The sequence below is a fragment of the Pseudomonas sp. LBUM1666 genome (assembly GCF_059695775.1).
The window spans coordinates 1,059,602-1,072,981 of the sequence record NZ_CP166789.1; the positions used below are offsets into that span (position 1 = coordinate 1,059,602).

Genomic DNA, 13,380 nt, shown 5'->3' on the forward strand with positions numbered 1-13,380 from the left:
ATTAGTCGATGGCGTATTGAGCCGGCTAGTGCTTGCCCCATCTCTGCAAGGCAAAGTCGACGAAACTACGCAGTTTTGGCAAACGGTAGCGATCCTGGGCATACATCAGGTTCATCGGTCGGCTCGGCGGCAAGTAATTCTTCATCAATGCCACCAGTTTTCCGTCCTTGAGATCTTGCTCCATCAACGCATCAGGCAACACCACGATGCCCATACCGGTTCGCGCCGCTTGATGCAGTCCTGCCGAACTGTTGATCAACATCGGTCCATTGACCGCTACCGCCACTTCGCCCTCGGGACCGGTCAGGCGCCAATGTTTTTCCACCGACTGCCAGTCATCCCCGGCCGGATAGGCAAATGACAGACAGTCGTGGTGTTGCAGATCATCAGGTTTCTGCGGTGTGCCTTTGCGCGCCAGGTACTTCGGTGATGCGCACATGGTCAGGCTGTAGTCGAGGAGTGGACGGGCGATCAGGTGGGTCTCCTCGGTATTGCCCAGGCGAAACGCCACGTCGAAACCGTTTTCGAGCAGGTCCGGACGGCGATTGGTGAGGACCACATCCAATTTGACGCGTGGACACAGCAGGGCGAATTCACTCAGGGCCGGTGCCAGTTTTTCGGTACCGAACGTCAGCGGCGCGGTGATGCGCAAGGTGCCACTCGGCTCGTCGAGGGCCTGCTCGGCCAATCGTTCGGAATCGGCCACCAGCCCCAGCACTTCGAGGCAACGCTGGTAATAAGCGGTGCCGAATTCCGTTAACCGCTGGCGTCGCGTCGTACGGTTGAGCAGACGCACACCCAGGCGTTGCTCCAGTGCCCGCAGGTGATTGCCGACCATGGTCGTGGACATTTCGCACTGCAACGCGGCGGCAGTCATGCTGCCGGTTTCCACCACTTTGACGTAAACGGTCATTGCCTGGAACAGATCCATTATCAAGCTCAGCTTTAAAATTATTGAAGTGTTGCAGCGTTTATCTAGCTCAGGTGGCTAACCATACTGCAAAAACACCGACTATTGATGGAGCTTGATGTCATGACCGCCGCCTGCCTGATGACCACTTACCAACCCTTGGCCTTGAGTTTCATCAAGGGTCTGGGCACGCGCCTGTGGGATCAGGCCGGTCGTGAATACCTGGACGCGGTGGCGGGCGTGGCAGTGACCAATGTGGGCCACTCCCACCCCAGAATCGTCTCCGCCATCAGTGAACAGGCTGGCCTGTTGCTGCACACCTCCAATCTTTACAGCATCGATTGGCAGCAGCGGCTGGCGCAGAAACTGACGCGGTTGGCGGGCATGGAGCGGGCGTTCTTCAACAACTCCGGTGCCGAAGCCAACGAGACGGCGCTGAAACTCGCTCGGTTGTATGGCTGGAAAAAAGGCATCGAACAACCGCTGGTGGTGGTCATGGAGAACGCCTTTCACGGCCGCACCCTGGGCACCTTGTCCGCCAGTGATGGCCCGGCCGTGCGCCTGGGCTTCAATGAGTTGCCGGGGGACTTTGTCAAAGTGCCATTCGGCGACCTCAAGGCGCTGGACAAGGTGCAGCAAGCCCACGGCCCGCGCATCGTGGCGATCCTGATGGAGCCGATTCAGGGGGAAAGCGGTGTCCAAATGGCCCCGCCCGGTTACCTGAAAGCCATTCGCGAACTCTGCACTCGGCGCGCGTGGCTGCTGATGCTCGACGAAATCCAGACCGGTATCGGCCGCACCGGCCAGTGGTTTGCCTTTCAGCACGAAGGCATCGTTCCGGACGTCATGACCCTGGCCAAAGGCCTGGGCAACGGCATTCCCATCGGCGCCTGCCTGGCCCGGGGCAAAGCCGCCGACCTCTTCACCCCCGGCAGTCACGGCAGCACCTTCGGCGGCAATCCACTGGCCTGCCGCGTGGGTTGCACCGTGCTGGAGATCATCGAAGAACAAGAGCTGCTGGAAAACGCCAAACTTCAGGGCGAGCGCTTACTGGCCAGATTGCGCATTGAATTGGCGGACGACCCGAACGTATTGGCGATCCGTGGACAGGGTTTAATGATTGGCATCGAACTCAAACAGCCGATTCGCGACTTGACCCTGATCGCCGCGCGGGATCACGGCTTGCTGATCAACGTGACACGGGGCAAAACCATTCGCTTGCTGCCGCCGCTGACGATTGATGAGCGGGAAGTGGAGATGATTGTCAGAGGGGTTTGCCGGGCAGTGAACGCGGCCTGAGACTTAACTCAGTTGATCGTTCCCACGCGGAGCGTGGGAACGATCGACAGTGTGAGTTAGTTGGCTTGTAACACGGTGTTCGCGAATGTTGTGATTTCGGTTCGATCCCTGAGTATGAGTTTCGAACCGCTAAACCCTTCGAACAGACGCTGATGCGCGGCAAATCCACTGGAGTCTTCGCGTGTACGATAGCTGCCGGCCCAGTCGAGCAACGCAATCAACAACTCGTCATTCTTGTCCCGCTGCGCCTCTCGCTGACGAACATTGGCAACACATTCCTCATCTTCAACGCACAGCCAGATCAGTGCTGTCGCCCTGGGCAAGAGTTCGCTGATGATCCAGCCGTAAACGCCTTCGATCACCCAGCGTTCTTCATCTGCCGCGAGCCGTGCCATTCCCAGCGCTTCAGCGCGTGGGCGGGGGATGCTGTGTTCGTCGGACAACCAGTGAATCGAATCGAGTTCGACCCACGGCACTTGCAGGTGCTTGGCCAGTCGTTCGGCCAGCCAGCTTTTGCCGGAACCGGAGTTGCCGATGATCAGGGTTCGGGTGAGGTTCATGAGCGACACCGATCAAATGTGGGAACGATCAGCCTTCAGTCGTCATTCTCAGGCGCAACCATCCGCGTCTTCGGCGAACCGTTTGAGTTGTGCTGATAGATCTCCTGCGGCTGTCCTTTTTCATTAAAGAACACCTGCCCGATCCCCGCCGAATTCCACAGTCGTTCCCCCGCTTCAGCATGTTCCGGGACATGCGGAACAATGCGCATGCGTCGGCGTTTGGTCAGCCAGTTGAGCGGCGAGCGGGGCGAGTAGAGCCAGCGGTTGAGACGGTCGAACCACTCGAGCAGTGCGGGCGGGAACTCGTTTTTGATGCCGCTGCTGGTGATCTGCCAGATGCGCGGGCCGGCCTTGCGGTGTCGGATCAGTACTTCGTAGACGAAGGAATAATGCACATCGCCTGACAGCACCACGTAATTACCGGGTGTACGCGAGTGTCGGAAAATGTTTAGGATCACCTGGGCCGCACCGCGATGGGCCATCCAGTTTTCGGCGTCCACCAGCAGGGGATAACCGCACCAGCTGAAAACGCGCTGCACGGTTTCGATCAGTTTGACGCCGAAGATCGGCGCCGGCGAAACGATGATGGCCGAAGGGTGATCGAGCAGTTCCTGTTGCAGTTCGCTGAGGGCTTCCCAGTCCAGCAAACCCGAAGGCTGCTTGAGGTTCATCTCGCTGCGCCAGCGCCGGGTGCGGGTGTCGAGCACCACGATGGCCGGGCTCGTGGGCAGCACGTAATGCCAGTTCTGAAACGTCAGCAGCTCATCGATCAAGCCGTCCTGAACGTCGCTGTCGAGATAATGGTCCTGCCCTGTGGCACTCAATAAACGGTTTTTTTCCAGCACACCGTCGAATGCATCCGGGTTGTTGCCCCAGCCTTGGCACAGCATGTAAGCAATCAGTGCGTTGCCGATGATGCGCCTGGAGAATGGATGGCCGTAGGCCGTTTCCTCCCATTGCGCGGAAAGATTCCAGTCATCGGTAATATCGTGGTCGTCGAAAATCATCAGGCACGGCAGGTGCGCGAGTGCTCGGGCGACACCTCCAAGGCCGGCCTTGAAGCCATCGATGCGTGTTTGCTCAAGCGCATAACGCTCGCGTCTTTCAGGCGTCAGTGCCGGTGCTTGCGGGGCGATCAATGTCCAGGGTGTCGGCGACCAGACCAGCAGGTACATGGCCATGACTTCGGCGAACGTCACCAGGTGATTATCGGCACTGCTGCTGGTGAAAATCGGCTTACGCGCCCCACCGAAAAATCGCTCGCGCAGGGTTTCGTTGCTCTCCAGCGCCGGTAACAAATCCGCACGATGGTAGTAGCTGGCGGGGTGCTCGTAGAGTTTGGCGCTGTCGCTGACCACTGCGCCTTCGAGGTGCTCTTCGAACAGCCCAAGCCGCTTGATCAAGGCATGGATGGCTCGCAGCATCGGCCCCGCGACATCGTCGGCGTAAACCTGATCGCCACTCATCATCAACAGCGCCGGACGTTTGTGTGCGTCCGGCTCGGCCTCCAGCAAACGATCAACGCACAGCAAACCGTCCGGGGCTGGATGGTGAGGTTTGCGGCAAGAACCGTGCAGCAGATGATCGGCCCGTTTACGCAGGACGAAGTTTGGGCAACGGGCGTCTCCGTACAGCAAGTGCGGGGCCCAATCGGCGATGCCTGTGCCAGCGTCGTCAATCAGCAGGTCGTATTCGATTAACGTGTCGCAGGGCAGGGCGGTGTCCAGCGACACATCGATCAAATGAACAAAGGCCTGGGTGCCCACTGCAATGACCGTGCACTGACTCGCGTCGAGGTGGATAGCGTCGCGATCTTGCAGGCGCAACCTCAGCGACAATGCCCGCGACCCCACCAGCCACATCACCAGCCGCGTGGGCTCCAGACGCCGCAACAGCGGCCCGACCAGGACAGGTGGCAGGGATTGGTGATCGTCAGGCAGTGGCAAAGACATGGACATCCGGGTTCTTGGAACAGAGAAGCGCGGAATGATAACGCAGCTGATGTCAATGAAACGCAACTGGCTCGAATCCGACAGTCAAGGCAACGGCTGGCCGTCCACCCTCTTTACATCCGTCTCGCCATTGGCCACGAGCCAGCGAAACAGCTCAGTCACGGACACCGTGTGGCTACGCTCGATCCATCGCACCAGCGCCGGGCCATAGTGTTCGGTGTAGCGATTGAGCACTAGATGGCGACAGTCCGCTGAAAGGCGCAGGGTAATTTCCCGACAGTGCAGAGTGGCCGGGTCGTGCTGGTTTACCCGTTGCTGCAGAATCAGGTTATTACCTTCAGAAACCATCGGCCGGTGCTCCTGTGCATTGTGGTTTGGTGTTCTGCGGCGAGCCTTGTTTGCCATCGGCCACATAAGCGGCACGATGCTCGGCGACCACGTTGCGTAACGCGCTGTAATAGTCCGGCAGTTTTTGCAGGCTGTCGGTCAGCGGTAGGGCTTCTGCTCGACCATCGACGATGCCGCCGACTGTGCTGATGGTGGACAGCGTGTCCACGGTGTCGCTGTTGCTGCCGAACGGATCGACCACAAAACCGAGCACGCGGCCGACGGCGTCGCGGCTGTTGGAAGTGCCGAGCAATGGCAGTTCGACGATTGGACCGTTGCCGATGCCCCACACGCCGAACGTCTGGCCGAAATCTGCGTCGTGACGCGGGATGCCGGCCATGCCGGAGACGTCGATCAAGCCCACCACACCGACCGTGGTGTTGAGCGCGAAACGCCCCAGTGTATTGGCCGAGCGCATCGGGTTGCCTTGCAGCAGGTCATTGATGAACACCTTGGGCTCGCCAAAGTTCGCCACAAAGTTATGCACACCGGTCTGGAAAAAGTCTGGCGAGTAGCGATAGCCGCGAGCGACCGGCGCCAGGGCATAGTCATCGACCACCCGATTGAACGCGAAGACCCCACGATTGAACGGTTCCGCCGGGTCGTACAGCGAATAGGGGATGTCGGCGCAACTCACATCGGTGGACGGCGGCTGAGTGCTGCAACCCGCCAACCCGGCGGCCAGGACGGCAATCGAGGTGTTGCGGGCCAGCCAGGGAGTACATTTGAAACGCAACATGGACGCAAGTCTCGGGAGGAATTCGCCGAGATGCTGAGCCCCAAGCCTTGCGCAAAGATGTCTGGTTTATTGCGGCGATGACGCTTTATTGCAGGATTGAAATATATGACGCGCTGCCGTGAATGGTTTTAGATGTCGGCTCCATTCGCCCCCTTAAGTGACTTTCGGTGAACAGCCTTTTAATTGTGGACGACGACCTTGAGGTCCTCGATCTGCTGAAAAAATTCTTCGTGCAGCACGGCTACAGCGTCGAGGTCGCCACCGACGGCGCGTCGCTGTGGGCGGCCATCGAGCGCCAGCCGCCAGACCTGATCATTCTTGATGTGATGTTGCCCGGGGACAGCGGGTTGATCCTGTGCCAGCAACTGCGAATTCGGAACGCCATTCCGGTGATCATGCTGACCGCCATGAGTGAACTCAGTGATCGGGTGGTCGGGTTGGAACTGGGCGCCGACGATTACCTGACCAAACCCTTCGACGCCCGTGAGCTGCTGGCCAGAGTGCGCGCCGTGCTGCGTCGAGTGGACGAACGCCGTCCGGTATCGCAGGAACTGCCACGGCCGCTGATCGACTTCGCCGACTGGCACCTGGACGTGACTCGCCGCGAACTGCGCTCGCCGGATAACGTGATGATTCCGCTGTCGGCTGGTGAGTTTGACCTGCTGCTGGTTTTCGTCGAACACCCGCAGCGCATCCTCACCCGCGAGCAATTGCTGGACTTGGCGCGCGGGCATTGCCATGACGCGTTCGATCGCAGCATCGACGTTCAAGTCAGTCGCCTGCGACGCAAACTCGAGTCCGACACCAAGCGGCCGGCGATGATTCGCACCGTGCGTAATGGCGGTTACCTGTTCACGCCCAGTGTGACGCGGCGATGAGCTGGCTGAAGCGGATTCGCGCCCGAGACTGGCCGCAAGATACGGTGGCGCGCTGGATCGCCTTGACGATCATCCTGGCCATGCTCATTTCATTGGCACTCAATGGGCTGTTTATCCAACTGGCCGGCGTGTGGGCACGCCCGCCGCTGACCGAAACCGGCCTGCTGGAAAAAGCCGCCGCCATCAGTCGCGTCATCGAGGCTGCACCGACGCCCCTGCGAAACTCATTGGCGCAAGCTGCCGGCGAGAACGGCTTCACCGTCAGTTGGCACCCTGATCGGCACGGTCTCAATCTGCCGACCGTGGACGATCCGAAGTCCGACATCGGTTCGACCATCCTGCAGCCGATGCTCAGAGCCCCTGACCGGCGCATCGAAGCCTATGAGCCGGCCGATTGGACGGAGCACACGGCGGACGCGCATTACGCGCTGCTGATCGAGTTATCGGATTCGTCATGGCTGATGTTCTCCGCGCCCTCGCGCAGTTGGGGGCTCGACGAAACGCCACGCTACCTGATCGTGATCCTGCTGGTGCTGATCTCCACTGCGCTGGTCGCGCTGATCGCCACCCGGCGCCTCGCCACACCTTTGCAGCACTTCGCCGAAGGCGCCCGTCGCTTCGGCGTGGACTTCCGCGCACCGCCGATCGAACCGCTCGGCCCCCACGAAATCCGCCAGGCCATTCTTGCGTTCAATGCCATGCAGGCGCAGTTGCAACACTTCATCCGTGATCGCACGCAAATGCTCGCCGCCATCTCCCACGACCTGCGCGCGCCCCTGACGCGGATGCGCTTGCGTGGCGAATTCATCGAAGACAGCGAGCAACAGCAGCGGTTGTTTCGTGACGTGGATGAAATGCAGGCGATGATCAACTCGGCGTTGGAGTTCTTCCGCGATGATGCCCGGCTTGAGCCGGCGACCCAGTTTGATCTGGCGGAACTGCTGCAAACGCTGCTGGATGATTACCGGGATCAGGGTTTCGAGATTGCTTTCAGTGGGCCGCTTCGGTGGGTGTATTTCGGGCGACCGTTGGGGCTTAAGCGGGTGATGACCAATCTGCTTGATAACGCGATCAAGTACGGGAGTGAGCCGGCGATTGAACTGATTCCCGGAGCTGGGGAGGTGAGGATCAAAGTACTGGATCGTGGGCCAGGTATACCGGATGTCAGCCTCGAACAAGTGTTCGCACCGTTCTTTCGTATGGAAGGTTCGCGGAACAAAAGCACGGGGGGCGTTGGTTTGGGGTTGTCGGCGGCGCGGGCGATTGTGCTGGAGCACGGAGGCGAGCTGACACTGCGTAATCGGTCGACTGGCGGGTTGGCAGCGTTAGTCGTCTTGCCGGTGCATCCGAATACAAGCCACTACGCATAACCCCTGTGGGAGTGAGCCTGCTCGCGATGCGGTGTGTCAGTCAATAATGATCGTGACTGACACACCGCATCGCGAGCAGGCTCGCTCCTACAGGTTGTTAGCCTGCAGGCCAATTTCAAAGGATCGTGTGAACCTAAGCCTCCCAGCCCGCCCCACTGACCGCCGCCTGCGCCAGTGGGTGCAAGTCTGCCCCTTGATGTTCCGTCTGCCAGGCCAGCAACTCCTTGCGCATGCCGGGCGTCCAGTACATCTGCAGGTGATTACGCACGCCGAGCACGGCCTGTTGCTGGTCCGGTTGGGTGGCGAAGTACTGGGCGATCTGGTTGGCCATTTTGATCAGGTTGGCAGTGCTCATCGGCGCACCTCGGCTTTAGTGCCACGCGCCTGACGACGATCTTTGAGCAAGCGGTCCTGTTCGTCGCTGAATTCCTGATAGCGTTTTTGCCACTCGGAAGGGTGGTAGACGCGGCTGACTTCCACGGCGGTGACCTTGTACTCCGGACAGTTGGTGGCCCAGTCGGAGTTGTCGGTGGTGATGACGTTGGCCCCCGATTCAGGGAAGTGGAAGGTGGTGTACACCACGCCCGGGGCGACCCGTTCGGTGACCCGCGCACGCAGTACGGTCTGTCCGGCGCGGCTGCCGATGCCGACCCAGTCACCTTCGTTGATGCCACGGCTCTCGGCGTCGGTCGGGTGGATTTCCAGACGGTCTTCGTCGTGCCAGGCGACGTTTTCGGTACGCCGTGTCTGAGCGCCGACGTTGTACTGGCTGAGGATGCGCCCGGTGGTCAGCAGAAGCGGATAGCGATTGTTGACCTTTTCCTCGGTGGGCACGTAGCCGGTGAGCATGAAACGCCCCTTGCCGCGCACGAATTCCTCGATGTGCATGGTCGGCGTGCCGTCCGGTGCCGCGGCGTTGCACGGCCATTGCAGGCTGCCGTGGCGATCCAGTTCGGTGTAGCTGACGTTGGTGAACGTCGGCGTCAGGCTGGCGATTTCATCCATGATTTCCGATGGGTGTTTGTAGTTCATCGGGTAGCCCAAGGCGTTGGCCAGAGCCACGGTGCCTTCCCAGTCGGCCTTGCCGCCCAGAGGGTCCATGACTTTGCGCACCCGGGAGATGCGTCGCTCGGCGTTGGTGAAGGTGCCGTCTTTTTCCAGGAACGAGCAGCCCGGCAGGAACACGTGGGCGAACTTGGCGGTTTCGTTGAGGAAAATATCCTGCACCACGATGCATTCCATGGCCGACAGGGCCGCGGTGACGTGTTGGGTATTCGGGTCGCTCTGGGCGATGTCCTCGCCCTGGCAATACAGGCCCTTGAAGCTGCCGCTGAGGGCGGCTTCGAACATGTTGGGAATGCGCAGGCCCGGATCGGGTTGCAGGGTGACATTCCAGGCCTGTTCGAACTGCGTCCGTACCACCTCGTTGGAGATGTGCCGGTAGCCAGGCAGTTCGTGGGGGAAGGAGCCCATGTCGCAGGAGCCCTGAACGTTGTTCTGACCACGCAGCGGGTTCACGCCCACGCCTTCGCGGCCAATGTTGCCAGTGGCCATGGCCAGGTTGGCGATGCCCATGACCGCGGTGCTGCCCTGGCTGTGCTCGGTGACGCCCAGGCCGTAGTAGATCGCCGCGTTGCCGCCGGTCGCATACAAACGGGCGGCGGCACGTATGTCGGCTGGGGTCACGCCGCAGATCTCACCAAGCACTTCCGGCGAGTTTTCCGCGCGGCTGACGAACTCGCGCCAGTGAGCGAAATCAATGTCCTCGCAACGGGCGTCGATAAAGGCCTGGTTGAGCAAGCCTTCGGTGACGATGACATGGGCCAGGGCGTTGAGCATGGCGACGTTGGTGCCTGGGCGCAGGGCCAGGTGCAGTTCGGCGCGGGCATGCACCGAGTCCACCAGATCAATGCGTCGTGGGTCGATGACGATCAGTCGCGCGCCTTCACGCAGGCGGCGTTTGAGCTGGGAGGCGAACACCGGGTGGGCGTCGCTGGGGTTTGCGCCCATCACCAGGATCACATCGGCCTGCATCACTGAGTCGAAACTCTGGGTGCCGGCGGACTCGCCCAGGGTTTGTTTCAGGCCATAGCCGGTCGGCGAGTGGCAGACCCGCGCACAGGTGTCGACGTTGTTGTTGCCGAAGGCGGCGCGCACCAGTTTTTGCACCAGGTAGGTTTCTTCGTTGGTGCAGCGGCTGGAGGTGATGCCACCAATGGAGTCGCGGCCGTATTTTTGCTGCAGTCGGCGGAATTCGCTGGCGGCGTAGGTCACCGCTTCATCCCAGCTGACTTCCTGCCAAGGGTCGTTGATGTGCTGGCGGATCATCGGTTTGGTGATGCGATCCGGGTGGGTGGCGTAGCCCCAGGCAAAGCGTCCTTTGACGCAGGAGTGGCCGTGGTTGGCCTGGCCGTTCTTGTCCGGAACCATGCGCACCAGTTTGTCGCCTTTCATCTCGGCACGGAACGAGCAGCCCACGCCGCAATAGGCACAGGTGGTGATCACGCTGCGTTCGGGCTGACCCAGTTCGACCACGCTTTTTTCCATCAAGGTCGCGGTCGGGCAGGCTTGCACACAGGCGCCGCAGGACACGCACTCCGAGTCGAGGAAGTTCTCACCACCGGCGGCCGCGACCCGGGACTCGAAACCGCGCCCGGTGATGGTCAGAGCAAACGTGCCCTGGGTTTCTTCGCAGGCGCGCACGCAGCGGTTGCAGACGATGCACTTGCTCGGGTCGTAATCGAAATACGGGTTGGACGTGTCCTTCACATCGGCCAGATGGTTGTCGCCTTCATAGCCGTAACGCACCTCCCGCAGGCCAACCTGGCCGGCGACGGTTTGCAGCTCGCAGTTGCCGTTGGCCGAGCAGGTCAGGCAATCCAGCGGGTGATCGGAGATGTACAGCTCCATGACGTTGCGCCGCAGCGTGGCGAGCTTCGGCGTCTGGGTGTGCACGCTCATGCCTTCGGTGACCGGCGTGGTGCAGGACGCCGGGTAGCCGCGCATGCCGTCGATCTCCACCAGGCACATGCGGCAGGAGCCGAAGGCTTCCAGGCTGTCGGTTGCGCACAGTTTGGGAATGGTGGTGCCCAGCAGCGCGGCGGCGCGCATCACCGAGGTGCCTTCGGGCACGCTGATGCTGCGGCCGTCGATATTCAGGGTGACTTGCACCTGACTGTCGCGGGCCGGAGTGCCAAGATCGATATCGGTGTTCGGGTCGAAAAGAGTGATCATTGCTCGGCCTCCGAAGATTGCAGACCGAAGTCGGCGGGGAAGTGCTTGAGAGCGCTGGCGACCGGAAAGGAAACCATGCCGCCCAACGCGCACAGCGAACCGTATTGCAGGGTGTCGCACAGGTCCTTGAGGATGATCACCTGCTCATCGCGACCGCTCTGGTCAGGCGCTGCCAGCAGTCGGTCGATCACCTCCACGCCCCGGGTCGAGCCGATGCGGCAGGGGGTGCATTTGCCACAGGATTCCTCTGCACAGAACTGCATGGCGAAGCGCGCCATATGGGCCATGTCCAGGCTGTCGTCAGCCACCACCACACCGCCGTGCCCAAGCATGGCGCCGATGGCGGCGAAGGCTTCGTAATCCAGCGGTGTGTCGAATTGCGAAGGTGGCACCCAGGCGCCGAGCGGGCCGCCCACCTGCGCGGCCTTCAGCGGCCGGCCACTGGCGGTACCACCGCCGTAGTCTTCCACCAGTTCCCGCAGCGTCAGGCCAAAGGCCCGTTCCACCAGCCCGCCGTGACGAATATTGCCCGCCAGCTGGAAGGGCATCGTGCCGAGGGAGCGGCCCATGCCGTAATCGCGATAAAACTGCGCGCCCTTGGCCAGAATCAGCGGCACCGAGGCCAGGGTCAGCACGTTGTGCACCAGCGTCGGCAAGCCGAACAGGCCCTTCAAGGCGGGGATCGGTGGCTTGGCGCGGACGATCCCGCGCTTGCCTTCGAGAGAGTCCAGCAGCGCGGTTTCCTCACCGCAGATGTAAGCGCCGGCACCGACACGCACTTCCATATCGAAGGCCAGGCCACTGCCGCCGACATTGGCGCCGAGGTAACCGGCGGACCGGGCGATGTCCAGTGCCGTGCGAAGGGTGGCCACGGCTTGTGGATATTCCGAGCGCACATAGATGTAGCCGTAGCTTGCGCCGACAGTGATGCCGGCAATGGCCATGCCTTCGATCAGCAGGAAGGGGTCGCCTTCCATCAACATGCGATCGGCGAAGGTGCCGGAGTCGCCTTCGTCGGCGTTGCACACAATGTACTTCTGCGCAGCCTGGGTGGCGCGCACCGTGCGCCATTTGATCCCGGCCGGGAACGCCGCGCCGCCACGGCCACGCAGGCCTGAATCGAACACGGCGGTCGCGGTCTGCTCGCCGCCCAGCGCGACGGCCTGGGTCAAGCCCTCGAAGCCGCCGTGGGCCCGGTAATCGTCCAGGGACAGCGGCCGGGTGATGCCTGCTCGGGCGAACAGCAAACGTTGTTGAGACTTCAGATACGGCAATTCTTCCACCAGGCCCAAGGCCAGTGGATGGGTGTACGGCTCGCCTTGCAGGGCTTCGAGCACTGACGGCACATCGGCCGCGGTCAGCGGGCCGAAGCCGATACGGCCTTGCGGGCTGTCCACTTCCAGCAGCGGTTCCAGCCAGTACAGGCCGCGCGAGCTGGTGCGTTGCAACTCCAGAGGTACAAAGCGTCCCCGGGCATGGGTGATAAGGGCTACCGCAACCTCTTCGGCACCCACGGCACGGGCCAGCGAATCACAGGACAGATAGAAAGCCGGCATCATGCGTCCTCCCGGCAAGCGTCGAGCAATGCATCCAGACGCTCAGCGCTCAGCCGCGCATGCACCTGACCATCCAACTCCAGGGCGGGCGAACAGGCACAAGCGCCGAGGCAATACACCGGGCGCAAACTGATGCTGCCGTCGGCGCTGCTGCCGTGGTCGTCCAGTTGCAGGCGTTCGCGCAAATGCGCGGCCAACTGCTCGGCACCGCGGCTCTTGCAGGACTCGGCCCGGCACAGACGCAGAATATGCCGGGCCGGCGGTGCGGTGCGGAAGTCATGGTAGAAACTGATCACCCCGCGAACCTCGGCCTGACTCAGGTTCAGCGCGTGGGCAATCTCGGGGATGGCGGCATCGGGGATGTAACCGATGCCCTCCTGAATCTCATGAAGAATCGGCAACAGTGCGCCAGCAGAGCCCTTGTGGCGCTCCAGCACGCTATTGACCATAGGTAATTGCAACATCTCATCAGGCATTCAGCATTCCTCACGGTCA

At 61.4% G+C, this 13,380-nt stretch carries 12 protein-coding genes; 3 read left to right on the forward strand and 9 right to left on the reverse strand.

Features of this window, described 5'->3' with window-relative positions; translation table 11 throughout:
- Positions 1–25: 25 nt before the first annotated feature.
- Positions 26–931: a LysR family transcriptional regulator gene (locus tag ACA056_RS04705; protein ID WP_497270848.1), complete on the reverse strand. Its 906-nt coding sequence runs from the start codon at positions 929–931 to the stop codon at positions 26–28.
- 102 nt (positions 932–1,033) lie between these two features.
- Between ACA056_RS04705 and ACA056_RS04710 the strand changes: the two genes are divergently transcribed.
- Positions 1,034–2,209 (forward strand): aspartate aminotransferase family protein, encoded by a 1,176-nt coding sequence (locus ACA056_RS04710; protein ID WP_497270850.1) that lies wholly within the window; start codon positions 1,034–1,036, stop codon positions 2,207–2,209.
- 56 nt (positions 2,210–2,265) lie between these two features.
- Here ACA056_RS04710 and ACA056_RS04715 read toward each other — a convergent pair whose 3' ends face one another.
- From ACA056_RS04715 to ACA056_RS04730, 4 genes are all read right to left on the reverse strand, one after another.
- Positions 2,266–2,769, reverse strand: a complete 504-nt coding sequence (locus ACA056_RS04715) for a P-loop NTPase family protein (protein WP_497270853.1) — start codon at positions 2,767–2,769, stop codon at positions 2,266–2,268.
- A 35-nt stretch (positions 2,770–2,804) separates the two neighbouring features.
- The gene (locus tag ACA056_RS04720; protein ID WP_497270855.1) at positions 2,805–4,727 is read right to left on the reverse strand and encodes an alkaline phosphatase D family protein; all 1,923 of its coding nucleotides are present in this window, start codon (positions 4,725–4,727) and stop codon (positions 2,805–2,807) included.
- 78 nt (positions 4,728–4,805) lie between these two features.
- Complete coding sequence (locus ACA056_RS04725) at positions 4,806–5,069, reverse strand: hypothetical protein (protein WP_497270857.1); 264 nt, start codon at positions 5,067–5,069, stop codon at positions 4,806–4,808.
- On the reverse strand, positions 5,059–5,847 hold the full coding sequence (locus ACA056_RS04730) for an MlaA family lipoprotein (RefSeq protein ID WP_497270859.1): 789 nt from the start codon (positions 5,845–5,847) through the stop codon (positions 5,059–5,061). The genes ACA056_RS04725 and ACA056_RS04730 overlap by 11 nt, the downstream gene beginning before the upstream one ends.
- A gap of 167 nt (positions 5,848–6,014) precedes the next feature.
- Between ACA056_RS04730 and ACA056_RS04735 the strand changes: the two genes are divergently transcribed.
- Both ACA056_RS04735 and ACA056_RS04740 read left to right on the forward strand, forming a co-directional pair.
- The gene (locus tag ACA056_RS04735) at positions 6,015–6,725 is read left to right on the forward strand and encodes a response regulator (RefSeq protein ID WP_497270861.1); all 711 of its coding nucleotides are present in this window, start codon (positions 6,015–6,017) and stop codon (positions 6,723–6,725) included.
- Positions 6,722–8,095 (forward strand): sensor histidine kinase, encoded by a 1,374-nt coding sequence (locus ACA056_RS04740; protein ID WP_497270863.1) that lies wholly within the window; start codon positions 6,722–6,724, stop codon positions 8,093–8,095. Before ACA056_RS04735 ends, ACA056_RS04740 begins: the two co-directional genes overlap by 4 nt.
- A 133-nt stretch (positions 8,096–8,228) precedes the next feature.
- Here the strand turns inward: ACA056_RS04740 and ACA056_RS04745 are convergent, their stop codons facing one another.
- Genes ACA056_RS04745 through ACA056_RS04760 form a run of 4 tightly spaced genes read right to left on the reverse strand, consistent with a single transcriptional unit; the run spans position 8,229 to position 13,361 of the window.
- Entirely contained in the window at positions 8,229–8,450 is a 222-nt protein-coding gene (locus ACA056_RS04745) for a formate dehydrogenase subunit delta (RefSeq protein WP_497270865.1), read from the reverse strand.
- Entirely contained in the window at positions 8,447–11,329 is a 2,883-nt protein-coding gene (gene fdhF / locus ACA056_RS04750; protein ID WP_497270867.1) for a formate dehydrogenase subunit alpha, read from the reverse strand. The genes ACA056_RS04745 and fdhF overlap by 4 nt, the downstream gene beginning before the upstream one ends.
- Positions 11,326–12,888, reverse strand: coding sequence for a formate dehydrogenase beta subunit (locus ACA056_RS04755; protein ID WP_497270869.1), 1,563 nt, complete (start codon positions 12,886–12,888; stop codon positions 11,326–11,328). The genes fdhF and ACA056_RS04755 overlap by 4 nt, the downstream gene beginning before the upstream one ends.
- Positions 12,885–13,361 (reverse strand): formate dehydrogenase subunit gamma, encoded by a 477-nt coding sequence (locus ACA056_RS04760; RefSeq protein ID WP_497270871.1) that lies wholly within the window; start codon positions 13,359–13,361, stop codon positions 12,885–12,887. Before ACA056_RS04760 ends, ACA056_RS04755 begins: the two co-directional genes overlap by 4 nt.
- Between the last annotated feature and the right edge of the window lie 19 nt (positions 13,362–13,380).

Coding starts and splice junctions, on each gene's coding strand:
- ACA056_RS04705 (WP_497270848.1), bottom strand. CDS start 931: ATGGATCTGTTCCAGGCAATGACCGTTTACGTCAAAGTGGTGGAAACC.
- ACA056_RS04710 (WP_497270850.1), top strand. CDS start 1,034: ATGACCGCCGCCTGCCTGATGACCACTTACCAACCCTTGGCCTTGAGT.
- ACA056_RS04715 (WP_497270853.1), bottom strand. CDS start 2,769: ATGAACCTCACCCGAACCCTGATCATCGGCAACTCCGGTTCCGGCAAA.
- ACA056_RS04720 (WP_497270855.1), bottom strand. CDS start 4,727: ATGTCCATGTCTTTGCCACTGCCTGACGATCACCAATCCCTGCCACCT.
- ACA056_RS04725 (WP_497270857.1), bottom strand. CDS start 5,069: ATGGTTTCTGAAGGTAATAACCTGATTCTGCAGCAACGGGTAAACCAG.
- ACA056_RS04730 (WP_497270859.1), bottom strand. CDS start 5,847: ATGTTGCGTTTCAAATGTACTCCCTGGCTGGCCCGCAACACCTCGATT.
- ACA056_RS04740 (WP_497270863.1), top strand. CDS start 6,722: ATGAGCTGGCTGAAGCGGATTCGCGCCCGAGACTGGCCGCAAGATACG.
- ACA056_RS04745 (WP_497270865.1), bottom strand. CDS start 8,450: ATGAGCACTGCCAACCTGATCAAAATGGCCAACCAGATCGCCCAGTAC.
- fdhF (WP_497270867.1), bottom strand. CDS start 11,329: ATGATCACTCTTTTCGACCCGAACACCGATATCGATCTTGGCACTCCG.
- ACA056_RS04755 (WP_497270869.1), bottom strand. CDS start 12,888: ATGATGCCGGCTTTCTATCTGTCCTGTGATTCGCTGGCCCGTGCCGTG.
- ACA056_RS04760 (WP_497270871.1), bottom strand. CDS start 13,361: ATGCCTGATGAGATGTTGCAATTACCTATGGTCAATAGCGTGCTGGAG.